23 protein-coding genes and 1 tRNA gene are annotated in these 25,884 nt (G+C 68.0%); 13 read left to right on the forward strand and 11 right to left on the reverse strand.

What is annotated here, in order from left to right:
• Window positions 1–86: 86 nt before the first annotated feature.
• The 5 genes from AB7I40_RS10150 (at window position 87) to AB7I40_RS10170 (ending at window position 6,637) form a co-directional block, all read left to right on the forward strand.
• Window positions 87–1,559: a tyrosine-type recombinase/integrase gene (locus tag AB7I40_RS10150; protein WP_428346092.1), complete on the forward strand. Its 1,473-nt coding sequence runs from the start codon at window positions 87–89 to the stop codon at window positions 1,557–1,559.
• Window positions 1,559–3,277 carry a hypothetical protein gene (locus AB7I40_RS10155; RefSeq protein ID WP_428346093.1) on the forward strand — a complete coding sequence of 573 codons (1,719 nt, stop codon included), beginning with the start codon at window positions 1,559–1,561 and terminating at the stop codon, window positions 3,275–3,277. The genes AB7I40_RS10150 and AB7I40_RS10155 overlap by 1 nt, the downstream gene beginning before the upstream one ends.
• A complete protein-coding gene (locus AB7I40_RS10160) occupies window positions 3,274–5,484 on the forward strand; it encodes a hypothetical protein (protein ID WP_428346094.1) in 2,211 nt (736 codons plus the stop codon). The genes AB7I40_RS10155 and AB7I40_RS10160 overlap by 4 nt, the downstream gene beginning before the upstream one ends.
• A gap of 2 nt (window positions 5,485–5,486) precedes the next feature.
• Complete coding sequence (locus AB7I40_RS10165; protein ID WP_428346095.1) at window positions 5,487–5,945, forward strand: hypothetical protein; 459 nt, start codon at window positions 5,487–5,489, stop codon at window positions 5,943–5,945.
• Between the two features lie 197 nt (window positions 5,946–6,142).
• On the forward strand, window positions 6,143–6,637 hold the full coding sequence (locus tag AB7I40_RS10170; RefSeq protein ID WP_428346096.1) for a hypothetical protein: 495 nt from the start codon (window positions 6,143–6,145) through the stop codon (window positions 6,635–6,637).
• A gap of 128 nt (window positions 6,638–6,765) precedes the next feature.
• On the opposite strand, the gene AB7I40_RS10175 is transcribed toward AB7I40_RS10170, so the two are convergent.
• Window positions 6,766–7,530 carry an arginase family protein gene (locus tag AB7I40_RS10175; RefSeq protein ID WP_428346097.1) on the reverse strand — a complete coding sequence of 255 codons (765 nt, stop codon included), beginning with the start codon at window positions 7,528–7,530 and terminating at the stop codon, window positions 6,766–6,768.
• 268 nt (window positions 7,531–7,798) lie between these two features.
• Between AB7I40_RS10175 and AB7I40_RS10180 the strand changes: the two genes are divergently transcribed.
• The 4 genes from AB7I40_RS10180 to AB7I40_RS10195 are packed head-to-tail and all read left to right on the forward strand — an operon-like array spanning window position 7,799 to window position 11,010.
• Window positions 7,799–8,227: an Lrp/AsnC family transcriptional regulator gene (locus tag AB7I40_RS10180; protein ID WP_428346098.1), complete on the forward strand. Its 429-nt coding sequence runs from the start codon at window positions 7,799–7,801 to the stop codon at window positions 8,225–8,227.
• Between the two features lie 43 nt (window positions 8,228–8,270).
• Window positions 8,271–8,735, forward strand: coding sequence for a hypothetical protein (locus tag AB7I40_RS10185; RefSeq protein ID WP_428346099.1), 465 nt, complete (start codon window positions 8,271–8,273; stop codon window positions 8,733–8,735).
• A complete protein-coding gene (locus tag AB7I40_RS10190) occupies window positions 8,732–9,250 on the forward strand; it encodes a hypothetical protein (protein WP_428346100.1) in 519 nt (172 codons plus the stop codon). The genes AB7I40_RS10185 and AB7I40_RS10190 overlap by 4 nt, the downstream gene beginning before the upstream one ends.
• On the forward strand, window positions 9,247–11,010 hold the full coding sequence (locus AB7I40_RS10195) for a type IV secretory system conjugative DNA transfer family protein (protein ID WP_428346101.1): 1,764 nt from the start codon (window positions 9,247–9,249) through the stop codon (window positions 11,008–11,010). The genes AB7I40_RS10190 and AB7I40_RS10195 overlap by 4 nt, the downstream gene beginning before the upstream one ends.
• A gap of 5 nt (window positions 11,011–11,015) precedes the next feature.
• Here the strand turns inward: AB7I40_RS10195 and AB7I40_RS10200 are convergent, their stop codons facing one another.
• Window positions 11,016–14,396, reverse strand: a complete 3,381-nt coding sequence (locus AB7I40_RS10200; protein ID WP_428346102.1) for a DEAD/DEAH box helicase — start codon at window positions 14,394–14,396, stop codon at window positions 11,016–11,018.
• 179 nt (window positions 14,397–14,575) lie between these two features.
• Between AB7I40_RS10200 and AB7I40_RS10205 the strand changes: the two genes are divergently transcribed.
• The 4 genes from AB7I40_RS10205 to AB7I40_RS10220 all read left to right on the forward strand — a co-directional run bounded on the left by AB7I40_RS10205 (window position 14,576) and on the right by AB7I40_RS10220 (window position 17,328).
• Window positions 14,576–15,007 (forward strand): single-stranded DNA-binding protein, encoded by a 432-nt coding sequence (locus AB7I40_RS10205; RefSeq protein ID WP_428346103.1) that lies wholly within the window; start codon window positions 14,576–14,578, stop codon window positions 15,005–15,007.
• Window positions 15,008–15,016: 9 nt separating this feature from the next.
• A complete protein-coding gene (locus AB7I40_RS10210) occupies window positions 15,017–15,604 on the forward strand; it encodes a hypothetical protein (protein WP_428346104.1) in 588 nt (195 codons plus the stop codon).
• Window positions 15,605–15,721: 117 nt separating this feature from the next.
• A complete protein-coding gene (locus AB7I40_RS10215; protein ID WP_428346105.1) occupies window positions 15,722–16,018 on the forward strand; it encodes a hypothetical protein in 297 nt (98 codons plus the stop codon).
• Window positions 16,018–17,328, forward strand: coding sequence for a hypothetical protein (locus AB7I40_RS10220; RefSeq protein WP_428346106.1), 1,311 nt, complete (start codon window positions 16,018–16,020; stop codon window positions 17,326–17,328). Before AB7I40_RS10215 ends, AB7I40_RS10220 begins: the two co-directional genes overlap by 1 nt.
• Before the next feature lie 6 nt (window positions 17,329–17,334).
• Here AB7I40_RS10220 and AB7I40_RS10225 read toward each other — a convergent pair whose 3' ends face one another.
• The 9 genes from AB7I40_RS10225 to AB7I40_RS10265 all read right to left on the reverse strand — a co-directional run bounded on the left by AB7I40_RS10225 (window position 17,335) and on the right by AB7I40_RS10265 (window position 25,880).
• Window positions 17,335–17,640 carry a helix-turn-helix domain-containing protein gene (locus AB7I40_RS10225; RefSeq protein ID WP_428346107.1) on the reverse strand — a complete coding sequence of 102 codons (306 nt, stop codon included), beginning with the start codon at window positions 17,638–17,640 and terminating at the stop codon, window positions 17,335–17,337.
• 5 nt (window positions 17,641–17,645) lie between these two features.
• Window positions 17,646–18,062, reverse strand: a complete 417-nt coding sequence (locus AB7I40_RS10230) for a type II toxin-antitoxin system RelE/ParE family toxin (protein WP_428346108.1) — start codon at window positions 18,060–18,062, stop codon at window positions 17,646–17,648.
• Between the two features lie 67 nt (window positions 18,063–18,129).
• Window positions 18,130–19,338 (reverse strand): tyrosine-type recombinase/integrase, encoded by a 1,209-nt coding sequence (locus AB7I40_RS10235; RefSeq protein ID WP_428346109.1) that lies wholly within the window; start codon window positions 19,336–19,338, stop codon window positions 18,130–18,132.
• A gap of 6 nt (window positions 19,339–19,344) precedes the next feature.
• Window positions 19,345–19,575, reverse strand: coding sequence for a helix-turn-helix transcriptional regulator (locus AB7I40_RS10240; protein ID WP_428346110.1), 231 nt, complete (start codon window positions 19,573–19,575; stop codon window positions 19,345–19,347).
• A gap of 182 nt (window positions 19,576–19,757) precedes the next feature.
• Window positions 19,758–19,831, reverse strand: a tRNA-Met gene (locus AB7I40_RS10245).
• Between the two features lie 48 nt (window positions 19,832–19,879).
• Entirely contained in the window at window positions 19,880–21,211 is a 1,332-nt protein-coding gene (locus tag AB7I40_RS10250; protein ID WP_428346111.1) for a lytic transglycosylase domain-containing protein, read from the reverse strand.
• 99 nt (window positions 21,212–21,310) lie between these two features.
• Window positions 21,311–24,223: a UPF0182 family protein gene (locus tag AB7I40_RS10255; RefSeq protein ID WP_428346112.1), complete on the reverse strand. Its 2,913-nt coding sequence runs from the start codon at window positions 24,221–24,223 to the stop codon at window positions 21,311–21,313.
• On the reverse strand, window positions 24,220–24,831 hold the full coding sequence (locus tag AB7I40_RS10260) for a PPA1309 family protein (RefSeq protein ID WP_428346113.1): 612 nt from the start codon (window positions 24,829–24,831) through the stop codon (window positions 24,220–24,222). The genes AB7I40_RS10255 and AB7I40_RS10260 overlap by 4 nt, the downstream gene beginning before the upstream one ends.
• Window positions 24,831–25,880 carry a YlbL family protein gene (locus tag AB7I40_RS10265; protein WP_428346114.1) on the reverse strand — a complete coding sequence of 350 codons (1,050 nt, stop codon included), beginning with the start codon at window positions 25,878–25,880 and terminating at the stop codon, window positions 24,831–24,833. Before AB7I40_RS10265 ends, AB7I40_RS10260 begins: the two co-directional genes overlap by 1 nt.
• Window positions 25,881–25,884 lie beyond the last annotated feature (4 nt).

Genomic DNA, 25,884 nt, shown 5'->3' on the forward strand with positions numbered 1-25,884 from the left:
CGTGTTGCGATTGGCCGTTGACCAGCAGGTAGATGGCGTGTTTCGGGTTTGCTCGGGCCCGTGTTGTGTTTCTACGGTCGGCCCTCGTGATCTTGAACTTCTTCTCGGCCCGGGGCTGGGAGTCTTGGGGCCTCGAGTGTCGGCCGTTGATCCCGGAGCGGATGCCGGTGCTGATCGATGACGACCTGCGGTTCGAGGACGGCCCAGCCGCGGCTCGGCCGGCGGCGGTGGTGAATCGGTGGCTGCGGGAGCTGCCCTCCAGCGGCGCGCCGGCGGCGAGCTCGTGGGAGAGCTACGCGCGGGTGGTCAAGGAATGGGCGGAGTTCCTAGCCGAGCACGGGGTGGGACTGTTCGACTCGCGTGGCCAGTTGAAGTACGCCCTGGGCAAGTACGCCGAGCATCGCGCGACCGGGCCGATGGCGGAGCGGTTCGCGGCCACCACCTGGGGTCGGCACATGAGCGTCTTGTCGTTGTTCTACCGGTGGGCGATCGCCGAGGGCCACGCCGAGGCGGAGCCGTTCACCTACCGCACGGCGCGGGCGTTGTTCGCCGGCACGGGGCGTGAGGTGCGGGTGAACCTGGCGGTGCGCCGCACCCCGAAGCCGCATGTCACGATCAAGTACCTGGAGCCCGACTTCACCGCGCTGTTCCTGCTGGGGTTGCGAGGTCTGGCACCAGACGGCGGACCCGATGACGGCTATCGGGGCCGCGAGCTGGCTCGCAATGCCGCGGTCGGCGAGTTGGCGCTGGCCACTGGGCTGCGGCTGGCCGAGTTCAGCCACCTGCTGGTCTACGAGATCCCGGCGCTGCCGACGAGGCCGACGCCGGTGCCGATCCCGTTCGGGGTGCCGGCCGGGGTGACCAAGGGACGGAAGTTCCGCACCACGTGGATCTCTTATGAGGCGCTCGCCGCGGTGCACCACTACCTGGAGCTGGACCGCCCTGCGACCGCGGACGGGTCAGCGTGGGTGCCGCCGGCGCGGTGGGGCGAGCCGCTGCTGGTGAGTGAACCGGACGCCCGCGGCGGACGGGTCAACGGGGTGCGCCGGCGGTGGGACGCCCTGACTCCGGCCGAGCGCCGGAGGTTGGTCGCCCCGGACGGCGGGTCGTGTCTGCTGGCGGTGAGGAACGGCGGTGGCCCGTTCACCGCCTGGCCGAGCGTGTTCGAGCGCACCTCGGACCGGATCCGGTCCCGGTTCGAGCCGCGGTTCCCGCACGTTCATCCGCACCGGCTCCGGCACACCTTCTCGATGCGAACGCTGGAGTACCTGGTGAGCGGGCACTACCGGCGGGCGGCCAGGCTGGTGACCGACACCGATACCGATGCCGCGCTGGTCTTCTACCTGTCCAAGGCCGACCCGCTGCTGGTGCTTCGCGACCTGCTCGGGCACTCCTCGGTGCTGACCACCGAGAAGTACCTGCGGCGCCTGGACACGACCCGGATCTACCGCGAGGCCTACGAGCAATCCGGCCTCGCCGACGGTCTGGTCAGCCAGGTCGCGGCCGAACACGAGGCCGACGCGGAGTTCGGCGAGGGCACCGAAGGCGGGCTGGGCTGATGCCGGCGGTCTTGGACGAGAAGCCGCTGGGCATCGCGTGTGTGTTCAGCGATGGCAGCACCGCGGAGTTCACACTGGACGGGCTGCCATGTCCCGAGCTTGCCCATGATCTGCTGGTCGGTTTGGTGGAGTTGATCCACCCGCACGGCACCGTGGACGCGGCCGGGTCGGTCAACCACTACGTGCAGTCCATCCGCGACATGGCCCGCAAGCTCGCCGGCCGGGGTTTCACCGGCGGCGCGGCGGATCTGCGACGAGCCCAGCTGGCCGAGTACTGGATGGCCGCCAGCGGCCCACGGGAGGCCTGCACCCGCCGGATGCTGCAGGCGTTGCCCACGGCCAGTCGGCGCCTCGATGCCGGGGTGGTCGAGCTCGCCGACGGCCGCGCGTTCAATCCCCAGCGCAGTCACCGTCCGCTGCCGCCCTATCCGGAAGCCGACTGGGACATGCTCACCCGGACCTGCCGCGCGATCACCGATGACGCCTTCGCCGCCCACAAACAGGCGCTGGCCACGGCCACGACCGGACAGCACCCGAACACCGGCGGCTGGACGCCGGCGAACGTGCGCTGGCTGCTGGCACGGCTCGGCCCGATGTCCACCGAGGGCTTCGCCGCTGCGCTGGGATGCACCCAGGCCGCGGTCTGGCAGCGTGGCGGCTTCGGGCAGGCGAGCCGGGACCTCTTTCCGTCGCAGGACGTGCTGATCGCCTACCGGCTGCTGTTCGGCGTCTACTCCGGCATCGTGCCGGACGGGATCGACGATCTTGTGGTCGACGACATCGACTGGGCCGGCGACGCCTCGATCCTGCTGTCCTACGTCAAGGGCCGCACCGCGGTCGAAAGCCTGAACCTGCCCCGGCGCGCGGTGCGGTTGCTGGAGCAGTGGCTCGCGCATTCCTCCCTTCTGCGCAGCTTCGGCGGACCGCAGGACCGCCGGCGTCTGTGGTTGGCGCTCAGCCGCCCGGGACATTTCGCGGTCCTCACCGGGACCGGTGGCCGGGTCGCCATCCAGCGGTGGGTGCTGCGCCACGACGTGGTCGGCGAGGACGGCCGGCCACTGAAGATCCACCGGTCGCGGATCCGCACCACGCACCAGGCGATGCGGGACAAGAGCGCCTGGACCGGCAGCGGTCGCGCAACCATCGACCCCAACCACAGCCCGCACGTCGAAGGCGATCACTACCTGGCCGCCCCCACCCCCTCGCAGCGGCGGGCCATGGAGGCGATTGTCGAGGACGCCCAGCACGACCTGCTCCGCCGGGCACACCCGCCGGTGGTGGTGACCGAGGAGGACGCCGCGGCCCTCGCCGGTGGCTACCCACAGTTGATCACCGCCCTCGACCTCGACGACACCGTGATCGCCGAGCTCGTCGGTGGACAGCGCGATGTGTTCGTCGCCTCCTGCGCCGACCAGCTGTCCGGGCTGCACGGCCCGAAGGGCAAGCCGTGCCCGGCCCGGCCGTGGGTGTGTCTGCTCTGTCCGCTGGCGGTGTTCGCCCCGCGGCACGCCACCAACCTGCTGCGGCTCAAGGCGTTCTTCTCCCGGCAATGGCAGCAGATGCCCGCCGGGCAGTTCATGGCCGTGTTCGGCCCGTACTCCCAGCGGATCGGCCTGATCCTGGACCGCTACGACCCCGCGGTGCTTGCCGAGGCCAGCCAGGACGTCGGTGACCACGACGACGAGCTGCCGCTGCGCCCCGAGGAGCTCACCCGATGACCGCCACCGTGACTGCCACCGCGCTGTTCGGTGCCGCCCAGCCGCTCCGGTCGGTGTTCGCCGGCGCCGACGTCTGCCTCGAGGCCGGCCTCGCCCTCCCCGAGCGAGTACGGCGGCCGATGTTCGACCACGATCTGTGGGACTTCACCGAGGTGGTCGGTCTGCCGAACCAGATGGCCCGGGTCAGCCGCCGGTTCGACTTCGCCGCCATCATCGATGAGCGCTGGCGGCTGGTCGCCAAGGAACTGATCCTGGCAATGCTTACCCCGCGGCACCAGGCGGTGGCACCCCTGCCCCGCGCCTACCGCACCCCGCTGCACCTGAACACCGCACGGGGCCGGCTCGCCGAGTTGACCCGCCTCCTGAACTGGCTCACCGGGCAGGGCGTCGCAAGCCTCGCCGAGGTGGACAGCGAACGCTGCGAGCACTACCTGGCCCACCGGCGATACCTGCGCGACCAGAACGACGTCGTGGTCGGCGAGCGCAGCCCGGCGACCCGCCGGGCCGCCGCTCAAACGGTCGTGGACCTGGTGAACTACCGCGAGCTGTTCACCGCCGACCGGCTCGCCGAAGACCTGCGGCCATGGGGCGGCGCGGCCCCCTCCAGGATCGCCGAGATGCCCAGCGGGCGAGGCCAGAACAAGACCCCACCGGTCGAGAACCACATCCTGCAGCCGATGCTGGCCGCCGCCGGCTACCTGGTCGGCACGCTCGGCCCGCACGCGATCGAGCTATCCCGGCGAGTCAGCCAGGCCGACCAGAGGTGGTCGATCAGATCGGGCCGTCACACCGCCGTCTCCGCCCTCCCGGCAACCGCCTTCGCACGGCTGCTGGCCGACTACCAACGCACCGGCCAGCCGCTGCCCTTGCTGCCCCAGCACAACGTCCGGGATCGGCTCGCCGCCGGCTGGCCTGCCGACGATCCGCTGACTCCGCTCGCGCTGGGCCTGCTGGCTCGCCAGGCCGGGTGCACCCAGTTCCATCACTCCTGGATCCCGCAGCTGCGCCAGGAGATCGAAGCGACGCTGAACATCGTCGGCGCGGAGAGGCCCTTCGGCCGGGACGCGGCGCCCGTCGACCGCGCCGATGGCGCGGGCAGCACCGCGTGGACGCTTCCCCTGGACCGGGCGCAGGCGGCCGCCCTGGTCGGCATCGTCCGCACCGCCGCGATCATCACCATCGCCGCGGTCTCCGGGATGCGTGCCAGTGAGCTGATGGAACTGCAGGTCGGCTGCTGCCGTCCCGCCGAGCAGTTCGGTGCCGAGCATCTGCGCTACCGGCTGGCCAGCAAGGTCGTCAAGGGACAACCGCTGGGCGGGGTCGCCGACGAGTGGGTCGTCATCGAGCCGGTCTACCGGGCCGCCGAACTGCTCCAACGCCTCCACGACACCGGTCAACCCGGAGAACCGTTGCTCGGCCGGTTCGCCTTCGAGGTCCGCTACCGGTGGTTCCGGACCTGGGTGAACGGCCCGGCCGGGCGGCGGCTCGGGCTCGACCCGATCCCCGCCCAGACGGTGAACCTGAGGATGCTGCGCCGCACCTTGGCGATCGAGCTCGCCTACCGCCCCGGCGGGGTGCTCGCCGCGAAACTGCACCTCAAACACATCGCCGTCGCCACCACCGAGGGCTACGCCTCGCGGCCGGGTGGAGCCCAGGCCACATTGCTCGCCGAGGTCAACAAGCACGAGGCCGAACGCAACCTCGAGCTGGTCTGGGCCGAGTTCCGCAACTACCAGCAGGGCATCATGCCCGCCGGACCCGGCGCCCGCGAGCTCACCGAGTTCTTCGCCCACATCGACGCCAACCTCACCCCGGCTCACGCTGATGCGCCCAGGGTGCAGCGCAGCAACCGGGAAATGCTCAACCTGCTGAGCAAACGCGCCAACACGCTGCACCTGGGGGCGGCCAACTACTGCTGGTTCAGCGACCCGTCCCGGGCGCTGTGTCTCAAGCTCGCCGGAACACCCGGCGCCGACAAGCCGCTGGCCGGCATGTGTGACTCGGCCCGCTGCCCGCAAGCCACCCATCACCCCTGCCACCGGCCCGTCTGGGACGACCTCACCAACAAGACCAAGACCTTCCTCGGCGGGCTCGGCCCGACCCGGACGACCGAGAAGGCACGCCTGCGGGTCGAGTACGAGCGTGCCACCCGCGTCCTCGCCGAGATCGACGCAGCCGACACCACGACCATCACCGCCGAGGAGTAGACGTGCGCATCAGCGCCGAGCAGCGCCAACAGAACGAGACCCGGATCCGGACCGCCATGGACCGGCTCCTGCGCGGGCAGATCCCGCCCGGCGGCAAGTGCGACATCAAGACCCTCGCCCGCGAAGCGAACGTCGACCGCACCGCGTTCTACGGCACCCGCCCCTACGCCCACCTCCGCGCAGAGTTCGAACGACGCCTGCAAGCCCTGCACACCGCCGGTGACCTGCCCGACCCGCGAGAAGCCCAGATCGCCCGGCTGAAGAACGAGGTCGAGACCTTCAAGCAGCGCATCATTCGACGAGACCGGACCATCGCCGAGCTCACCGACCTCAGCGCCGAGGCACTGTCCCGGCTCGCCGCCCAGCACGACGAGATCAATCGGCTCCGCCGACAGGCCGACGGCGCCGCCGCCGTCCGCCAGCTGCCGACCCGCGCAACGACCGTCGGGCCATGCAGTTGACCGGCGCGAACGACCCCTTGGAGGATGTGATGTTAGCCACCTGCCAGGGCGGCAAACGCAACACACGGCGCCGCGCTGATAGCGAACGCGGTCGCCGTCGAAACCCGAGGCAGAATCGCACACGAACATGTCCGCACACGGCGACTGCGGGCAGAAGCCACATCTTCGCCACCGAGGCCGTCGCGTCCGGGCTTCCGGTGCACATCACCGCCAAGATCCTCGGCCACGACTCGATCGCGACCACCCAGACCTACGTCGCGGTCTACGACCACGACGTGATCGAGCACCACCGCGCCTACATCGCGCGTCGGCGGGCACTTCGACCGTCGCAGGAGTACCGCGAGCCCACCGACAGCGAGTGGGACGAGTTCCTCGGGCACTTCGCTCAACGCAAGCTCGAGCTGGGCACGTGCGGGCGTGCCTACGGCACCGGGTGCCAGCACGAACACGCCTGCATCCGTTGCCCCATGCTGCGCCCCGACCCCGCCCAGCGCGAACGGCTCCAGATCATCATCGCCAGTTTGGACGAACGGATCGCCGAGGCCACTCAACGTGGCTGGCTCGGCGAAGTCGACGGACTACGGACCAGCCTCGCCGCCGCTGAACAGAAGCTCACCCAGATGCAGCGCACCGCAACCAACCTCGGCATGCCGAGCTTTCCGCTCCGGCCTAAAGCCGCCCAAGAGTCCTGACGGCATTGCGCTCTCGTAGCAGCGGCGCTTTGCCGCTTGCATTTGTTCCTCGCGCGCGAAGCCAACAACACTCGCCATGCACGAACGCGCCCGACTCTGCCGATTTGAGGACGCCTGAGCCTGGTCGGTCACGCGGGGTGCCGGGCTGGCAGGAGCGGGTCGAGTGCGTCGAGGAGTGCGGCGACGTAGGTGGGCGGCGTGTGGCTGTCGGGGGCGCTTTCCAGTTCGCCGACCTCAAGCCCGACGATCTCGGACTCGGCGAGCACCTCGGCGGTGGCGCGCAGGTCGTCGAGTGTCATGCCGTCCGCGACCAGGTAGTCGGTGGGGACGGTGCCTGCGTCGAGCACGTCGCAATCGATGTGCACGTAGACGGGGCGACCACCTACGACGCGGCGAAGATCATCGGCCATCGACGGCCCGACCTTAACCAGCGACACAGTTCCCGCGTCGATGAGTTCCTGCTCGGCCGGGTCAAGGTCGCGAGCTCCGACCAGGACTGCGTTGTCGGGGTTGAGACCGCCTCCGAGCCCCGAGTCCCAGAACCCGAGCGGGCCGCTGTAGGCGAGTCCCCCGAGGTAGCCGGTCGTGGTGTTGTCTGGCGTGTTGAGGTCGGCGTGCGCGTCGAACCACACCACCACAGCGTCCGGACGGTGGGCGGCGACCACGGGCAGCGTGGCGAGCGCGACCGCGCACCGACTCGAAGCCGTGACCGGGGTCAGCCCCGCCCGAAACGCCTCGGCCAGTTGCGCGGCCATGGACTTCAAGGTGGGGGTAGCGGCGGCCAGTTCTTCCCTCCAGCCGACCGACAGCGCGGGCTCGGGGGTGCCGACGACGGTCGCCTCCACGCCGATCTGTGCCGACAGGGCGCTGGCCAGTTCGCGTGACCCGATCATGGCGAGGTCGTTGTGATCACCGGCTCGCCCCGCGAAGTGGGTCAGCGCAACGCGCGACTGGCCAAATGCGGTGGCGGTTGGGGACGAACTCGTGGACGGGTGGCCCGTCGGGGAACTGGACGGATTTGGCATCTGATTCTCCTGTGTAGCGCAGCTGTCTGGATGACACCATGACGCTAGGAGTAGGCGATGTGGGGTCGCAATCGCCATCGTGTCGGCATTGTGCGCGACCTCCGAGCAGTCTGTGGGGCAGGAGTAGGCTCATTGCGTGCTGGATGACCTGGACCATCGCCTCATCGCCATGTTGCGTGCCAACAGCCGCACGCCGGTGGCGGTGTTGTCGAGGGAACTCAGCGTCAACCGCTCGACGGTGACTTCCCGCATCGACCGGCTCGTGGACTCCGGCGTCATCGAGGGGTTCACGCTGCGCTTGAGCAACGACGTGGATCGAGACGCCGTCCGGGGCGTCACCACGGTGGTCACGGCACCGAACGAGGGACAGAACGTGGTCCGCGAGATCCGTGGATACCCCGAGGTCGAGCGGCTTCACTCCACGACCGGAGCATGGGACCTCGTGGTGCAACTGCGTTGCCGCAGCCTGTCCGAGTTCGACCTCGTCCTCGAACGCATCCGCAGCCTTCCCGGTGTGCGGGACACTCAGACCAGCCTGCTGTTCAACTCCCTCACTGCGCCATAGTGCCAGCCCGTTGAGCGGGAGTTTCGCGACCAGCGTTCAATCCGTGGAGCCGGCGGTTCACGACGCACACCTGAAGGGCATGACCAACAAGCGCGTGGTGCCACGACTGCCCTGGTGCAGAAAAGAGCTCGGCCACGTGATGCTTCACGGCCCCGACCATCCGGATGCCACGGCCGACGCAGCCCTGCACCGCGGCATCGCCGAGGTCGAAGCCGAGTCCGTTGCGCTCATGGTCGGTGCGGCGCATGGGTTGGCGACCGATGACTACACGATCCCGTACGTCGCCTCGTGGGCATCGAGCGTGCCGGGCAAGACGCCCGTCGAGGTCGTGCAGTCCACCGCAGAGCGGGTACGCGGCGCGGCCGTGACGATCCTCGAAAGGCTCGACACCCCGCAGGTGGGCGACGGCAATCCGCCCGGACTCGACCGAGAGGCCCTCACCGCCGGGCGCGGTGCGGCGCCGGTGCAGACGGTCGCGCAGCGACAGGTGGAGCCGATCGGGCTATGAGCATGATCAACGCTGCCACGCCGTACCGTCGCGACGACCGCTCGATGGTCCGGGTGCCTGTGGTGATGCCGCTGGTCGAGGTCGACGTGGACAAGAAGGGCTACCTGACCGTCACTCTGGACCGTGAGCCGTACTCCGCCGACGGGTCGCTGACACGCGATGACCTCAAGCGGGTGCTCGGCGACATCGCCGCCGACCTCGGCACCGCCGTACGTGTCGAGGTCCGTGAGGCAGACAAGTCCACGTTCACCGACATCGTCGCCCCCGAGCGTCCCAAGCTTGCGATGGTCAAGCCGATGCGCGAAGCCACCACCTCGATCGGCGAGGTCGCCGGCGAAGGGTTCCTGGCAGGCGAGGAGGTTGTCGTCGCCGTCGTGGTCGCACATCAGGTCGCCAGCACCGACGGCACCGCCCGACTGCGCCTCCCTCCGGCGCTGCTCGAAGCACACCCCGGACTGGTGGTGTTCATGGGCAAGCGGTCCGGCACCGTCATGGTCTCCGGTGGTGCGGCATGAACCCTCGCGGCCAGGGAGTCGATGACGACCTGGTCAACCTCGGCCTGATCCTCATCGCCGCCGTCGGCGTCATCGCCGCGATCCTGCGGCTCGCAGGGTCGGTCGCCGCGTTCGTCTCAGGTGCTCCGCAGCCGGCCGGTGGTTGGGAGGCGGGCTTCCGGGTGCTCAGTCGGCCGGGTGACCCGGCCTCGGCTCTCGGTGCCGAGGGGTTGGCGGCGTGGGTCTACTGGCTCGTGCTGATTCTCATGGTTGCGGGCGTCGTCGCCGCTGCGCTGGCGCTGTGGCGACGGATCGGGTCCATGAGACACAAGACCATCCACGACCCGCGACGACTTGCCGGTGTCGCCACCGGCCGGGACGTAAGAGCGGTCGCCTCACACAGGGCTCTGCTGTCGCGTGGGTCGACGCTGCGGCCATCGCTCGACAAGCCCGAGCCGTCCGACATCGGCTACCTGCTCGGCCGCTCCCGTGGACAGGGAGTGTGGGCGTCGGTCGAGGACTCGATCCTCCTTCTCGGCCCTCCCAGATCCGGTAAGGGCCTGCACGTCGTCATCAACGCGATCCTCGACGCGCCGGGTGCGGTCATCACCACGGCGACCCGGCCCGACAACATCGCTGCCACCCTCTCCGCCCGAAAGGAGCGCGGCCCAGTCGCGGTGTTCGATCCGCAACGTCTTGCCGAGGGTCTGCCTTCCGGGTTGCGCTGGTCGCCCGTGCGCGGATGTGAGGACCCATTGACAGCGATGATCCGCGCCACCGGTCTCGCTTCGGCCACCGGCCTGTCGACCGGCGGTGTCGAGTCGGGCGGCTTCTGGGAGGGCAAGACCCGCACCGCGCTTCAAGCCCTGCTCCACGCAGCGGCGCTCGACAGCCGGACCCCACGCGAGCTGTTCGGGTGGACCCTCTCGCCGTCGTCCGCAGCAGACGCGGTGGCGATCCTGTCCAGCAGCCCGAAGGCTGCGCCCGGCTGGGCCGACTCGCTGGAGTCAATGATCCACTCCGACCCCCGCACCCGCGACTCGATCTGGATGGGCGTCTCCCTCGCCCTCACCTGCCTCGCCGACCCGCGCGTGCTCGACGCCGTCTCACCCAAGCCCGGCGAGCACTTCGACCCCGTCGACTTCCTCACCAACAACGGCACCCTCTACCTGCTCGCCACCGGCGCCGGAGCAGGCGCCTCCTGGTCACTGGTCGCGGCGTTCATCGAGGACCTCGTCGAGACGGCACGGCACCTCGCCGCGGCCTCACCCGGGGCTCGTCTCGACCCGCCGTTGCTGCTTGCGCTCGACGAGATCGGCAACCTCTCACCACTCCCGTCCCTGCCGGCCCTCATGGCCGAAGGCGGCGGCACCGGGATCACGACCATGCCGGTGCTCCAGTCCCTGTCCCAGGCCCGCGACAAGTGGGGCGACCACGCTGCCGGCGCGATCTGGGACGCCAGCATCGTCAAGGTCATCCTCGGCGGCACCTCGTCGGCCAAGGACCTCCAAGACCTCTCCGCCCTGATCGGCGAACGCGACGAGAAGACCGACACTGTCTCGGTCGGTGACTACGGCTCTCGCTCGCTACAGCGCTCGATCCGGCGAGTGCCGGTCATGCCACCCGAGGCCATCCGTACGCTGCCCTTCGGGACAGCCCTCGTTCTGCTCCGCTCCGCCCCGCCGCTGGTCACCGACCTGCGCCCGTGGACGGCACGCCGGGAGGCGGCCCAGATCAGCGCGGATAGGAGGTCGGTAGAGACAGCTCTACGGCGCCGGTGACGGCGTCAGCGCAGCACGAACTCCTCAACCCACGCGCACAGTGGGCGCACTGGGGACGGATCCTGGACCGGGCGAGGTTGCAGCGAACTCACCACAGGCGGCAACGAGGTCGGAAAGACCGGGTCAATCCGTACGTTGCGGGAGTCCGATGGCATCGCCAGGCACCAGTCGCCAGACAGCCGAATCAGCGCGAGCAGCCTCCCCTCGGCCGACGCAATTCCGGCTTCCATCTGTAGTGATCCGGCGAGAGCCGCCAATGTGAGTTCAAACTCTGGCGCGGAGGCCTTCCCGGAGCGCAGGACCGTGGCCGCCGGACGCGGCGGGCCATCACTGGTGGCTTCGAGCAATCGACGCAGGTTGGTGCGGAGATTTATCGCGGCCAAGTCCGGCTCCGCCTCGTGCTCCGCAAGCGCGAGGGCAACAGGCCGGAGAGCCGGGTCTGGCGAAAGCAACGGCAGGATCGTGTTGAGTTGCTTCTTGCGCTCGCTCATCAGAACGCGGCGAAGTCCCCGAGGACCGGTGGCTACAGCGGTGAGGTCGGGGAGGGTACCCAGAAGGTCCCGAGCTTCGTCGACAGCGTCCACCTTGTTCCGAGCCACATCGTCCGGGAGATCGGCCGTCAGATTCTGATAGCCGAAGTCTCCATCCCGTGTGTATAGGAAGACGTCGGCCGCGATCTCGTTCGTGGCCTTGGATGGTGGTGCCGGAAGGTCCATGCGCCCTTGAGCTGGTCGACTGCTTGCGATCGCCCGCCGCGATCCTGCGTTGCTCATTGCCGTGACCCTTGAGGCTCTGGATCGAGTCTCTAGCGAGAGTTCCAGTTCGACTAGCGGCGAAAGCTGGATGTCGGCTCGACCCAAGACCAGCTCGCTGAACGCCTCGGCCGAGATGTCCACGTTACGCGGACGCGACGTGATGCGGTCAGGCGACGAGAACCCTGCCTTTCTCGCGCGAGACCACAGGTCTGCCATCCGAGACTTGCGGTTCTCCGGCTCCAAGAGTCGTTCGAGCATCCACAGCAGACGACCGGAGCCACGCTCAGGATGGGGCGCCAAGTGCCACCACGCCAGACGTCGAGCGAGTTCGCCGGCAACTGCCGGCGCCCAGGTTGCCTGATCGACGTAGCCCAGCGCAGCGACCCACGCGAGATACCGAGGCATATCTTCAATCGCTCGCTTGAACTCGGCTATCGAGATTCCCGGCGGCGGCTTGCTCTGAAGTCGTCTCGGATCGCGCAGCGCCAAGTGCGCCGCGGCCATGCAGAATCGGGAGCCAAACGCCTCACCCATCCGAGACGTGACGCGCGGCGTCCAGTCGAAGAGAATCCCGGCGACCACGTCCTCGTAGACCTTCGGGTTCACCGGCCACTCTCGAAGCGCGAGCACCTCATTGGCAAGGATCTGGAGAACGAGCTCCTCCGCCTCATCCGCAGTCGACGGGACCGGTGCCTCTGCGAGTGCAGTGAACAAGCCTGCAGCGGACTCGACGTCGATCATCAACCGACAGGTGAGTGCCCCGATCTCCGTAACCGCCAAGCCATCCTCGGACTCCGTGACGAAGCCGCGCAGCACGAGGAAGTCGAGCGCGTCGTTAACGTCCGTCTCCTCACCGGATTGCGCGTAGGCGAAGGTCTCGTGAAACCACGACCCCGCCCCCTCACGGTCAGAGATGGAGCCAAGCAAGATCTCCGCGAGAAGTGCGTCTCCAAGATGTTCGAGCACCTGGCTGCGAGCCGTGTAACCCGCGGCGAGCTTCATGCGCCATTCGGTCTCATCTTCCCGCGGCACCAGCATGAACCCGAATCCCTCCGGCTCCTGCCCAGCGCGTCCCGCGCGTCCGAACATCTGCTGCGCTTGGCTGACCTCAAGCGGCGACATTCCCAACTCAAGGTCTCGGATGACGACGGCCCGGGCGGGGGTGTTGACCCCCGTCGAAAGCCCCGACGTGGCGATCAGCGTCTGGATCTTCCGCTCCTTGAAAGCGTCGAGCGCTCGGTGGGCACGCGGGGCGTCGCGAAAGTGCATCCCGACGCCGGCCGAGAAGGTGGTGTCCACGAGGTCGTCGTCCTCGACATTTCGGAAAGGAACTCGGGCCACCATCGCGGCTGTCCTCCGAACCCCGTTCTTGCTGCCACAGAACACCAGCACGCTTCCGGCGCCGTTCGTGGTGCTTCCTTCAACGACTCTCGACTCGTCGGCTGTCGGCGCTCTGAGTTCACGGAGAAGCGGTTCGAGAGCTGCGTCCTTTGCGGCCTCATACTCCTCGCGTTTGGATCCGGGTGGCGGCGCATCATACGGAATGAGCTGTGTCGTCAGGATCGTCGGTCGCCAGGCCGACCTCACCAGTTGTGCATTGAACCAGCCCGCGAGCTCATCGGCGTTCGAGACAGTTGCCGACAGCGCGACAATCCGAGTTCGGCCCTCCACGGCCCGGAGACGGGCGATCAGCGTTTCGAGGGTGGCACCTCGGGTCGGGTCTCCGACTAGATGAACCTCGTCGATGATTAGACAGCCCACCGTCGCGATGAACTCGCGTAGGGAAGAACGGCGGTAGAGGGCCTCGAACTTCTCGGTGGTCGCGACCCAAAGCTGGGCGTTCCGCACGGTGTCGCTCGACATGTTCGTCTCGCCAGTCAGCTCGACAGAGCGAATGCCGTGCTCGTTCCACCGTCTTGCCGTTTCGCTCACCTCTGCGGCCAGCGCCCTGGCGGGCAGGAGCCACACGGCGGGCTTGCGCTCAGTCACGATCGAGCGAAGAGCAGCAACCTCGCCAATCAGGGTCTTGCCCGAACTGGTGGGAGCAACGACCATGACGTGCCCAGACGTGGAGAGAACGGCGGGCACGGCCTTCGACTGAAGTGGGTTCAACCGGTCGAAGCGCGTGAGGTACTTCCGTAGGTCGGTCGGGATCAGTTTTGAGCTCGGCGTCCACTCCTCGTCGCCCACGCTGACCGCTGCTCGATTCTCGATCAGCGCCAAGAACCCGGCCTCGGTTGCAGCCACGATCTCTGGCGCATCGAACACGAACCCCGAGTTCTGGTTGCGCTCGATCTCCCGGTCGGTGAAGTTCATCGAGTGCGATACCGCAACATCGTCCGCCAGCACCTCCTTCTCGTGGATGTAGCGAACGCCGACGATCGTGATTCCCGACTGACGAAGTTGGCGCAGTACTGCATCGTTCGACGACTCGGGCCGACACAAGACCCGAACGTCCAGTCCGCGCCGACGGGCAGCGATTGCCGCCTCGGCCAACTGTCTGCCCTTAGGTGAGGCATCCCACCAAGCAACCTTGATCCACAACCTATTTGTCGCCGTCGCCATGACCTTGAGCAGTGTTTCGAGAAGGTCGTCGCCCACGCCGTAGTTCGACACCTTGACTGCGTCCACGCAACACCTCCCACTGCCTGGCTGGTCGGAACTCTCTCAGGATATTGGCGCCGAGGACGACTGTTCGCGGGTTTCGGCGATGTTGCCGCGCATATCCCGGCACGACCAGTACTTGACCGCACACCTGACTGCTGAGAGCGGTTGCCATCCGGGCGGCTGCCCGATGTCAGGAGTCAGTGATGACGATTCCCACCCAGATGAGCCTTCAGGGGTTCATCGCCACCGCGCCGGAGTTGACCTTCACCGGCAAGGGTCACCCGCGGTTCTTCTGCCGGGTCGGTATCGAGCAGCACCGCAAGGAGGCCGACGGATCGTTCACCAAGCTCGACTCGGTCTACTGCGACCTGGTGCTGTTCGACCGCGCGGCCGAGCGGGCGTACCCGAGGTTCAAGCCGGGCGACTCCATCGTCGCTTCGGGCTACATCCACGAGTACGAGCAGGAGCGCCCCGGCGGCCCGAGCGAGGTCCGTGAGCAGTTCGTCGCCCGGCGCATCGGGCACGACTGCGCCCGCACGCGCTACGTCGTGGACCGTACCCCGGCCAAGCAGCCCGACCCGCCGACCAACGACATGACGGTGGTCAACGAGCCCGCTTCGGCCGTCGGAATCTGACAGGACGTCATGAGCACTGACTTCGACCAGCCCGCGCTGCTGGAGGTCGAGGCCGACGACCCGGATCAGGTGGAGTACGGCGGTCCCGGTGAGGTGTTCGGGACCGCCGACTACTCCGACTTTGGGGACCGCGAGTCGTTGCGCCCGATCAACTGGAACCTGCTCACAGCCGACGAGGCGTTGATCGAGTGGGCGGACCTCGATGCGTGGGTCGACTGGCTGCGGCTGACCTACGGGCTGCCGCCGACGGTGGTGCCGCCGTACTGGCATCGCCACGACGAGCTGATCTGGGAGCTCTCGGCGCTGCACACCCACTGGCTCAACGCCTACAACTCCGAGGGCACCCCCTCGGGGCCGATCGGGTGGCATCGCGACTTCGCCGAGTGCCGCAACCGGCTGCGCGAGTGGGTGTCGCTGTCGGGCACTCGCATCGACCGTGACCGGCCCACGCGGCAGTCCACCTGGCCTGGTGAACCGTTGCGCGAAGCCGGGGTCGAGGTCGAGATCACCGACCGCTGGGCCGACTTCCGCCTGTTCGTACAGGAGGACGTGGCGGTGCGCCGGGCGATCGAGGAACGGGTCCGCGCAGCCTCGTAGCGCCTACATGGCATCCCGTTCTGCCGGGTTGTCCACACCCTGGCCAGCTTCCGGCCTGAGTCACCCGCTTCCGGAGCCACGGTGGAAGTTCCGCCACCCCCAATGAAAGGCACCGTCATGTTGCTTGCCCACGCGGTCACCCTCGCCGAGGCGCGCTCGCATCTCGCCGCCCTCGCCGATAACGCCGTCACCATCGATGCCTCGATCGAGTACGACCGCGTCCTGCTCCAGATCGATTTCATCCACGGCGACCTCATCCCCGCCATCAGCCCGGTCACGGTCACCGACCGCGACGTGCTGTTCACGGTCGCGGAGTCGGCCATCGAAGACCTCGCCACGCATGGGATCGACGGCCTCACTGTCGAGCTGGTCCTGGACATGCTCTACGCCGCCCGCGAGTTCGACGCGCCCTGATGTACGGCGAGAACACGCGGCTGCTGCGCGACTCGCTACGCGAGTTGTTGACCCAGCACCGCATCCAGCAACGCATCGGCGGCGCCGGGCTGCACACCGTGCCCGAGACCACCACCGTCTCCGAACGCCAAGTGATCGGGGAACAGATCGCCCGCTACCGCCACGCCGTGCTCGTGTGGTGCCACCAGGCTATGCGGGCAGCGAACCCGCGCATCAACCTGTCCGGTACCAGTGCCCGCACCCGCGGCCCCGCCGAAGAGCTGCGCTACCGCCTCGACGCCGCCATCACCGCCGACCCCGCCGGGCTGCCGACGATGGACGAACTCGTCTCGGGCCAACGGTTCGAGACGGTCGACCTGTGGCGCCAGGCCGCCCGCGCCTGCGCTCTCGGGGAGCACGACTTCGGCGCCGGGGTTGGCTACGGACGGCTCTCCGAAGCCGAGTGCATGACCGTGATCCACGACGCCGCCGAGATCACCCGCGCACTTGTCGGCCTGGACCGGCGGTACTCGAACATCCCTGGCTGGAAGCAGTTGAAGGACCCCGGACGGCTCGGACGCGCGGCCGAGGTCTGCGCGGCGTACTCCGGCTACGGCGACCCCGACTACTCGGTCGACCGCCGCGGCTGGAGACCACCCGCACGGCTGATCGAGGGCCCCGGACTCCCAGGTGTCGCCGGTGTCCTCCAGGCCCAGCACAACCTACTGCTCCACCTGATCAAGTTCCCCGACGCCCAAAGCCTGCGCGTCGTCATGGACTCCCAACGCATCGTCTCGCGAGAGGTGGCCCCGCGGATCGCCGAGGACAACCCCGAGCTGGCAGCCCGTTGGGAACGCCGCGCGGCCATCTACGGACGCCTCGTCCACCAGACCCGTGACGTCGGCGGGCTTTACGGCAAGGGTGGACTCGCTGCCGGCCAAGGCTCGGTCGCAGCGGCGCGGATGCAGAAGCTCCCGGCCGACGGCCTCGGCGACGCCGGGCAGGTCCGGCGGCTGATGCGGATCAGCGCCGGCATCGACGAGCGCGTCTGCACCGCCGTCGAACTCGGAATCAAGGAGCGCCTCTACTTCCAGCGCGTCATCGTCCCCGGCATGAACAACCACAACGGCGACCTCGTCCGCGTGAACCGCCCCAAGTGGCTGCCCGTCACTGGCCCCGTCCAGACCGGATTGCTCGACACCGTCCGCAACGACCTCCGCCCGGCCTCGGTCGAGCACAAGCCACCCAAGGGCGCGGAACAGAACCGCCTCGACTTCGAGGCCGCGATCAACCACCGTCCCGGCGATACCGGACTGTCACGGTCGACGTGACCCGTATCAGGCGATCTGGAAGGTCTCGTCGCCGACCTCGATCTCGACGCGCAGTGTGCCGCCAAGCGCAGCAGCGTATCGGCGGAGGGTGTCGACCTTCGTCAGGTCGACCTTCCCGCGCTCGATCTCGGAAACCCGCTTCTGGCTAATGTCGAGCGTTTCGGCAACGTCGTTCTGAGTCAGGGCGAGCATCTCGCGGAGCTCACGCAGCTTGTAAGCACGGACCTCGGCGAGCATCCGCTCCATGTGCTTGGCCTGCACCTCGGGGTTGCCTGGGCGCTCGCGCATCAGATCTTCAAGGGTCTTGGCCATGCGAGTCACTTCCCGTCCTTCTTGCGCCGGCCCTTGGCCGGCGGAGCCTTCTTCGCGGCCTTCGCCGCTTCGTTCTGCTTCTTCACCTTGTCGAGGTGCTCGTCGTATCGGTCGTCAGCAATCGGGATGTTGGTCTTGTACCACTGCTCCCAGCGTCCGTGCTTGTCTCCGGCAACCAGCAGGATCGCCCTGCGTTTGGGATCGAAGGCGAACAAGATCCGTACCTCACTGCGCCCCGACGAGCCCGGGCGAAGTTCCTTCATGTTGTTGTGGCGTGAGCCCACGACCGTGTCCACCAGGGGACGACCCAAGCCTGGCCCGGTCCGGGATAGGACCTGGAGGGCAGCGAGGACCTGGTCATAGGTGTCGATGTCGAGTGACTTGAGCCAGTCGCCGAGCAACTCGACGTCGACTTCCCACACGTCCGCATCATACCCTTTATCTACTACTAGAGAAAGGGTATGTGTCTTTCTTCCTCGGCGAGCCACGTCAGACCTCCTCACCGGAATCGCCGTCCACGGCCGGCTTCGGTGCAAGCGACTCCAGGATCGAGGCGGTCACGGGGTTCACCTTGTCGTCATGCTCGATGTAGTGCTCTTTGGTGATCTTCGACGAAGTGTGGCCCAGCATCTCGGCGGCGAGGTCCGCCCCTCCTGCTCGGTCGAGGACCGTGGCGACTGTGCGTCGGAACGAGTGAGGCGTGACTCCCTCGATACCGGCCTCCTCCAGTACCGCGCGGAGGCGACGCCGAACGTTGTTCGTCGTCAGCGGCGTGCCGTTGCGGGTGAAGAAGATGAGGTGCTCGGGGTCCTCCGCAGCGACCTTGACCAGCCGGTCGCGCAGGACCTCGGCGGCGAAGCTCGGCACCGACACCGTCCGGGTCGACTTCGTCGTCTTCGGGTGCGGCTGCCGGTGGGTTGGTGTGCCGGCCGGGGAGACGATCGTTCCGCAGATCCGAACCGTGGCTGGGTCTCTGGTGGCGTCGACGTCGCACTTGCGGATCGCGAGTACCTCGCCGATCCGAGCCGAGGTTCCGAGCATCACCTCGATGATCTGCTCCAACTGGCCGTCCGGGGGCGGGCCAGAGATTCCGGGGCCGCGTCGCCAACTCCGCGCGGCAGCGCGGATCTTCGCTACTTGGGCCTCGGTGAGCGAGGTCGCTTGGGTGGGCGGCTTGTGCAACTTGCCCATGTCGCGGACGGGGTTCTTCGTGATGGCGTCGTACCTGACCGCCAGCCCGAGAGCGAGGCTCAACACGGTGCGCGCCTGCTTGGCCATGCTGTAGCTCTTCGTGGTCGCCAAGGTCTTGATGAACGTGTCGACCTTCCGCACAGTGATTTCTCGCAGGAGGTAGTGCTCAAAGGCCGGCATCACGAGTTGACGCATGTTGCGCTCGTAGAGCGACCTCGTGCTCGGCGCGAGCTTGTTCGTCATGTCGAGGTCTTCCAGCCAGACCTCGACGAGCTTGGCAAAGGAGGAGTCTCCGGTGATCTCGCCCGTCGAGAGATGGCTGGGACGTTGAGCCAGCGACGTCTTCAACGCACGCAGGGCCTCCTTGTTCGACGAACCTGTCGCCGAGACGCGTCGGACCTGGCCGTCGTCGTCGCGGTAGCGGGTCCTGGCCCGGACTCGTCCTCCGGGCATCTTGACGTAGGTGATGTCGCCGAAGGTTCCGATGGGTGTACGCGGCCGTCCCATGTCAGCTCACCGCCTCTCGGGCGCGCGCCCGGTGACGTCCTCGCGCTGCTCCTGGAGCCACTCGTTCACGTCGGCGACGAAGTAGCGCAGTTGCCGACCGACGTGGATCGCACGCGGACCACGACCGGCCAGTCGCCAGTCGTGCAGAGTCCGCGTGGGGACGTTCAGGTACTCGGAGAGTTCCTCGATCGAGATCAGCGGTGCGAGACCGCTCAGGGTGGGTGTCGTGCTGTCCATGCCACGCAGGTGTGCCGGCCGGACCGCGCGAGTCGGCACCAAACGGTGCGACTCCGTAGCCGATCCGCGGAACAGCCCTCGGAGGGGCTTCTGGACAGGGTTTTTGGACCCAAAGTGGACACATGATCAAGTCCCACAAACCTTTCAGGCGCGGAACCCGTAGGTTCCGCGCCTGAAATTCGTAGCGGGGGCAGGATTTGAACCTGCGACCTCTGGGTTATGAGCCCAGCGAGCTACCGAACTGCTCCACCCCGCGTCGGTGAACCCAACGTTACGCGATCACGCGCGACGCTCCAAATCGGGGTCAGGGAGTCTCGACGACGGGTTCGCAGACGACGCCTTCGTCGGCGGGATCGACCGGAGCGGCCGAGTCGCAGGGCGGGAGGCAGGTCTCGTCGACGCTCGTCGCCGGGTCGTCGATCGGCAGTCCGGTCTCCGGGTCCACGGGAGCGTCGACCGCCGGCACACAGGTCGGCTCGGTCGCCGGCGACTCCGATGGTGACTCGGACGGCGTCTCGGTCGGGGTCTCGGTCGGGGTCTCGGTCGGCGTCTCGGTCGGCGTCTCGGTCGGGGTCTCGGTCGGGGTCTCGGTCGGGGTCTCGGTGGGAGTCTCCGTCGGTGGATCCGCGGGCGGATCGGTTGGGGTCTCCGTCGGCGGGTCCGTCGGCTCCTCGGCCGGCGGCTCGCTCGGGGACCCGGGCACGACGGGGTGCACCAGCGGGTCCTTGTCGCCCTTCTTGGTGCCGGGCGCAGCCGGAGGTCCGGCCACCACATGCCCGACGAACTCGTCCTCGGTGACTGCCGGCTCGGCGACTGTCACTGGACCCGTGGTCGGCACCGTCACGACCGGATAGCTGCGTGCCGTGGCCACCACGGTCGTGGTGGGCAGCGAGCCGAAGCCGTCGCGGTCGTAGGTCGCCTTCCAGGCCAGCACCAGGTCGGCGTAGGACTCGGAGTGGTTGTAGGACAGCACGGCCGCCCGCAGCCCCTCGGCGGTGGCCAGGTCGCGCCCACCGAAGCACAGGTACGCCGCCGCTGCCCCCGCCGCGTCCTCGACGTCCTGCGGGTTGCGCTCACCGTCGCCGTCCAGGTCTGCGCCGAACCGGACCCACGTGCCGGGGATGAACTGCATCGGCCCCACGGCACGGTCCCACGTCGTGTCACCGTCGAAGACCCCGTCATCGGTGTCGGCGATCGCGGAGAAGCCGTGCCCGTTGAGCACCGGCCCCAGGATCGGCGGCACCGCCCGGTGCTCAGCATCCAGCGCACGACCGGCGAGGTTGCCCGACTCCACCTGCCCGATCGCGGCCAGCAAAGTCATCGGCAGGTGGCAACTGGCCGGCACCGCGAGCGCGGCGGACTGGTAGGCGGCCAGCAGCACGCTCGAGACCGGTTCCTCGGTGTCGACCAACGCATCCGTTGTCGCGGCAGTCTGCTTGGCCCAGCCCGACTCGGCGGTCACGGGCGGCGGATAGACCGGCGCCAGAGGCTCCGAGACCGGGTCTGAGACCGACGCGGCTGGCTGCGTGACGTCCGCTATCGGGGCGGACACGGGCGCGCTCAGGGCGCTCCCGGCGCTCGGCACCGTGAGCAGCAATGCCAGCGACACCGCCGCCAGCCCGATCTCGCGCCTCACCCCACCACTATGCGTCGTGAAAGGTGACCACACCACCCCAGAAAGGCAAACGTCACGCAACCGTCAGTTATGACCATTGAGCACCATCCGCGCGAGGCATCAGTTCGTGGCAGGTGCCTGGTTGTCCGCGACGGTGATGGCCTGCTTGATCTTCTCCCGGCCGATCTTCATCTGCCGGGCCCACTCCACCGTGTCACCGTTGGCGAAGGCCTCATCGGCCGCATCGAACGCCGTCTCAGCCTGGTTGAGGAGCCTGCGCACCCCGGCCGGCAGTTCGCCGCCCTGGTTCGGGTTCGGGTTGCCCGTATCCGGCCCCTCGGGCGTCAACGTGTCGCCCAACAGGTCCGCGATCGCGTCCGGCAGGCTGACCCCGAACCCGACCGGACCACCGGTCTGCCCGAACGAGGTGATCACCGCGTTGAGGATCGGGTACGACGCCTCCGAGTTGCGCACCGTGTAGACCGGCTGCACGTAGAGCAGCTTCCCGTCCACCGGCAACGTCAGGAGGTTGCCGTACTTCGGCGTCGTGCCACCGAGGCTGAACTTTGACAACGCGTTCTTCACGTCCTCGTCGTTGGCGAAGCTGTTCGCCACCTGCCCGGGGCCGGGGATGTTCTGCCCAGGCGAGCGCAGCACCCGGATCTTGCCGTAGTCCGACTGCGTGGCATCGGAGTTCACGTCCATGAAGCCCACGAGGTTCTCGCGCTTGTAGGGCGTGTAGACCGACGTCATGGAGAAGGTGGAACCGACCGTGTCCTGCCCCGGGTTGTCGATGAACATCCGGTACGGCGGCTGCAGGTCACCCACCTTGTAGGGGTCCTGGGGCACCTGCCAGCGGTCGTTGCCCTCGTACCAGTCGCTTGCGTCAGTGACGTGGTAGCGCGCGTACTGGTAGCGCTGCACCTTGAACAGGTCCTCGGGGTAGCGCAGGTGCGCCATCAGGTCCGGCGAGATCGCCGAGCGGGGCTCCACGGTGTCGGGGAAGGCCCCCATCCACGCCTGCAGCATCGGGTCGGTCTCGTCCCACGCGTAGAGCGTGACCGTGCCGTCGTAGGCGTCGACCGTGGCCTTGACCGCGTTGCGCATGTAGTTGATCTCGTCAGTCGGCAGCGCCTGGAACTGCGAGGTGTCGGCCAGCGAGTCGTTGGTCATGTCGTCGAAGGACTGCTTGTCCGACAGCGGGTAGCGGTCGGTCGTGGTGAACCCGTCGAGGATCCACACCACCTTGCCGTCCACCACCGCCGGGTAGGGGTCGCGGTCGATCTGCAACCACGGGGCGACCTTCTTGACCCGCTCGGTCGGGTCGCGGTCGTAGATGATCTTGCTGTTGGCGTTGACCCGCGAGGACAGCACGATGTTGGGGTCGCTGAACTTCACCGCGTAGAGCAGCTGGTTCCACAGGCCACCGATCGGCACCCCCGCCTTGCCGTCGTACGTCGTGGTCGTGCCCTTGTCGCCGTCGGTGGACTCCGGCAGGTCGAACTCGACGTCGGACCCGCCGTCCACCTTGCCGACGATGGAGTACTTCGGGCTCTGCTCACCGAAGTAGATGGCGCCCTGGTAGCCGCCGTCCTGCTGGTCGGTCAGCGCGCCGGTCGGCGGCAGCCCTGACTCCGCCCACGGGGTGGTCTCGGCCGGCACCACCTCGTCGGCCTCGTTGCGCTGGTTGCCGTAGGCAGCGATCACGCCGTAGCCGTGGGTGTAGACGGTGTGCAGGTTGGACCAGTTCTTGTTGCTCTCCGCCAGGCCGGTCTGGTCGAGCTCGCGCACCCCGAGCACCAGGGCCCGGTCGGTGTCGCCGACCTTGTAGCGGTCGACATCGAGCACCGGCGCGACCGTGTAGTAGCCCTGCTGCTGCTGGTTCTGCTCGAAGTTGTCGCGCACCAGCTTGGGATCGATCAGCGGCACGGCCGAAGTGGCGGCGGACAGCTCGTCGGCGGAGGGATTCGTGGTGGCCTGGTCGTAGGTCTCGATCGAGATGTCACCGAGACTGAACGCGTCCCGGGTCGCCTGGATGGTCTTCTCGATGTACGGCGCCTCCTTGTCAGCCTCCGATGGGCTGACCTGGAACTGCTGGACGATGCCCGGCCAGATCAGGCCGAGCAGGATCGCGGACAGGACGAACAGCGCGACCCCGACAGAGGGCAGCATCCAGCTGCGCCGCCAGATGTTGAGGAAGAACAGCAGCGCACACACCACCGCGATCCCCAGCAGGATGTTCTTGGCCGGCAGCACCGCGTTGTCGTCGGTGTAGCTCATGCCGTCGATCAGGTTGCCCGAGCCCGTCAGCACGTCGAAGCGGTCGAGCCAGTAGTCGGCGGCCTTGAACAGCATGAAGGCGCCCAGCAGCACCGACAGCTGCACTGCCGCCGCACCGGAGATCCGGTCGTGGGTGGCCTGCAGGCGGATGCCGCCGTACAGGTAGTGCACGACCGCCGCCGCCAGGAGGGCCACGACCGCCATCGCCATGGCGAAGTCGACGACGAAGTGCCACCACGGCAGGCTGAAGACGTAGAAGCTGATGTCACGGTCGAAGTAGGGATCGGACTTGCCGAACGGCACCGAGTGGCGCCACAGCATGAAGTTGCGCCACTCCCCCGCGGCGGACGTGCCGGCGAAGGCCCCCATCAGCAGCGAGATGCCCAGCACCAACCAGGTGCGGATGGGGGTGATGGCCTCGCGGTAGCGATCCAGGCTGGTCTGCTCGGCAGACGCGGGCCGGAAGATCGGTCGGAACCGGAAGGCGAGCACCATGTTGAACCCGACGACGACGGCCATCAGCAGGGCGAACACCACGAACAGCGCGACCCTGGTCCACAGCATCCGCGAGAACACCGACGAGTAGCCGACCGAGTCGAACCACATCCGCTCGGTCCAGAAACCCGACAGACCGGTCAGCAGCAGGAAGCCGACCACCAGGACGGCAGCCGAGATGAGGAGTGCCCGCGAACGACCCGGACGTGGGGCCGTGCCGGCCGTCGGTTTCTCGTCGCCGTCGAAAAGCCCGCTCACGTCTCGTCCTCCAGGGTGGTGCTCAACAGTTCCAGTAGTTCGGGCACGAGGTCCGCACCACCGACGACCGACTGGTCGTCATCGTGCGAGCGCATCCGCAATGCACAGTACGTGGCGCCTGCACGCGTGGCTCCGGCCACGATCCGCACCTCCTGGCGAAGCGGGTGCTGGCGGGCGAACTCGGCCGCCTCCCCCGGGTCGTCGGGCAGATCGGCATCGACCTCCGGCGGCAGCACGAGCCGCTCGACCACCGCGGCGCATCCAGCAACTTCAGGTGGCCATCCGATCGTGGCCAGGACGCCCTCGAGCTCCTGCTCGGCAGGCAGCTCGTCCTGCTCGACCGGCGTGAGCGAACCCTGCGCGCTGTCGTCGTCGAGACCCATCGCGGCAGCCAGATCCGGCTCGTGGTCCACCAGGCGCGCCGTATCGACCAACGCGTAGAGCCGGGCCGGCTGGTCCCATCCCCCGGTGGCGATGTGCGACTCGATCTCCAGCACTGCCGCAGCGAGCGCGGGGTCGGTGTCGAGGCTCCCCAACGGGTCGGCGTCGAGGAGATCGTCCTGGCCGTGCTCCTGCGCGTCCGCGGCGTCGTCTCGGGCGTCGTCCATCAGTTCACCTCACAGCTCGGCAGGGCAGCATCGGGGTCCTTCACCCAGGTGGCGATCGCCTCGCGGGCCTCATGCATGGTCGTCGCCTTCACCAGGCGCATCCCGTCGTCGTTGGGTGCGTTCAGAGCGTCGGCACAGTTGTCCTTGGGTACCAGGAAGAGGTCGGCGCCCGAGTTGTTGGCCGCCACCACCTTCTGCTGAATGCCCCCGATGGGGCCGACCCTGCCCTCGGTGTCGATGGTGCCGGTGCCGGCCACGATCGCCCCGCCGGTCAGCGACCCCGGGGTGAGCGTGTCGTAGATCGCCAGGGAGAACATCAGGCCAGCGCTCGGCCCACCGATGTTGTCGGGGATGTTGACCGACACCTTGAAGGGGAAGGTGTAGCCCGGCCCGGGACTCACCCCGACCCGCAACTCGCCGTCGATCAGCTTCGGGGTCACCTCGACCGTGACCTCCTTGCCGTCGCGCAGCACCAGGAAGCTCACGCTGTCGCCCTCCTGGGTGGCCTGGATCTCCTTGGCGACCTGGTCGGCGGTGGTGATCTTGATGCCGTTGACCTCGAGCAGCACGTCACGGACCTTCAGCTTGCCGTCGGCAGGCAGCCCGGTGGTCACATTGAGCACCTCGATGACGGGCTCGATGTCGTAGCCCAGCTCCTTGAGGGCGACCGCCGTGGCGGCGTCCTGCGAGGAGACCATCTGGATCGAGGACTCGGTCCGGGACTGCTCCGCGGTCTCCCCGTTGCCGTAGACGGCCTCGTAGGGGTAGATCGCCCGATCCCGGTCGAGCCAGGCCCCCATCGCGTCGATCAGCCCGACCCGGCCTTCCGGCTGGGTGACGTAGACGGTGGTCATCCGCAGCTCGCCGTCGGTGCGGTAGGTACGCCGACCCGTCACCTGGACGATCTCCTGGCCCTTCTGGGAGGCCAGCACGTCCACCGTCAACCCCGGCGCATACGTCACGTAGGGCACGGGCAGCAGGACCGCAGCCAGGGACATCGCCAACAGCAGGGGCACGGCGATCAGCCCAGCGAGAGTCCGGCGAGTCATGCCC

The sequence above is a fragment of the Nocardioides sp. genome (genome assembly GCF_050246775.1).
GTDB lineage: Bacteria > Actinomycetota > Actinomycetes > Propionibacteriales > Nocardioidaceae > Nocardioides.

What these genes read in the sequence shown, in the direction of transcription:
- AB7I40_RS10190 (WP_428346100.1), top strand. Translation starts at nt 8,732, where the DNA reads ATGAGCATGATCAACGCTGCCACGCCGTACCGTCGCGACGACCGCTCG.
- AB7I40_RS10195 (WP_428346101.1), top strand. Translation starts at nt 9,247, where the DNA reads ATGAACCCTCGCGGCCAGGGAGTCGATGACGACCTGGTCAACCTCGGC.
- AB7I40_RS10215 (WP_428346105.1), top strand. Translation starts at nt 15,722, where the DNA reads ATGTTGCTTGCCCACGCGGTCACCCTCGCCGAGGCGCGCTCGCATCTC.
- AB7I40_RS10160 (WP_428346094.1), top strand. Translation starts at nt 3,274, where the DNA reads ATGACCGCCACCGTGACTGCCACCGCGCTGTTCGGTGCCGCCCAGCCG.
- AB7I40_RS10235 (WP_428346109.1), bottom strand. Translation starts at nt 19,338, where the DNA reads ATGGGACGGCCGCGTACACCCATCGGAACCTTCGGCGACATCACCTAC.
- AB7I40_RS10205 (WP_428346103.1), top strand. Translation starts at nt 14,576, where the DNA reads ATGACGATTCCCACCCAGATGAGCCTTCAGGGGTTCATCGCCACCGCG.
- AB7I40_RS10260 (WP_428346113.1), bottom strand. Translation starts at nt 24,831, where the DNA reads ATGGACGACGCCCGAGACGACGCCGCGGACGCGCAGGAGCACGGCCAG.
- AB7I40_RS10220 (WP_428346106.1), top strand. Translation starts at nt 16,018, where the DNA reads ATGTACGGCGAGAACACGCGGCTGCTGCGCGACTCGCTACGCGAGTTG.
- AB7I40_RS10155 (WP_428346093.1), top strand. Translation starts at nt 1,559, where the DNA reads ATGCCGGCGGTCTTGGACGAGAAGCCGCTGGGCATCGCGTGTGTGTTC.
- AB7I40_RS10265 (WP_428346114.1), bottom strand. Translation starts at nt 25,880, where the DNA reads ATGACTCGCCGGACTCTCGCTGGGCTGATCGCCGTGCCCCTGCTGTTG.
- AB7I40_RS10240 (WP_428346110.1), bottom strand. Translation starts at nt 19,575, where the DNA reads ATGGACAGCACGACACCCACCCTGAGCGGTCTCGCACCGCTGATCTCG.
- AB7I40_RS10210 (WP_428346104.1), top strand. Translation starts at nt 15,017, where the DNA reads ATGAGCACTGACTTCGACCAGCCCGCGCTGCTGGAGGTCGAGGCCGAC.
- AB7I40_RS10175 (WP_428346097.1), bottom strand. Translation starts at nt 7,530, where the DNA reads ATGATCGGGTCACGCGAACTGGCCAGCGCCCTGTCGGCACAGATCGGC.
- AB7I40_RS10225 (WP_428346107.1), bottom strand. Translation starts at nt 17,640, where the DNA reads ATGGCCAAGACCCTTGAAGATCTGATGCGCGAGCGCCCAGGCAACCCC.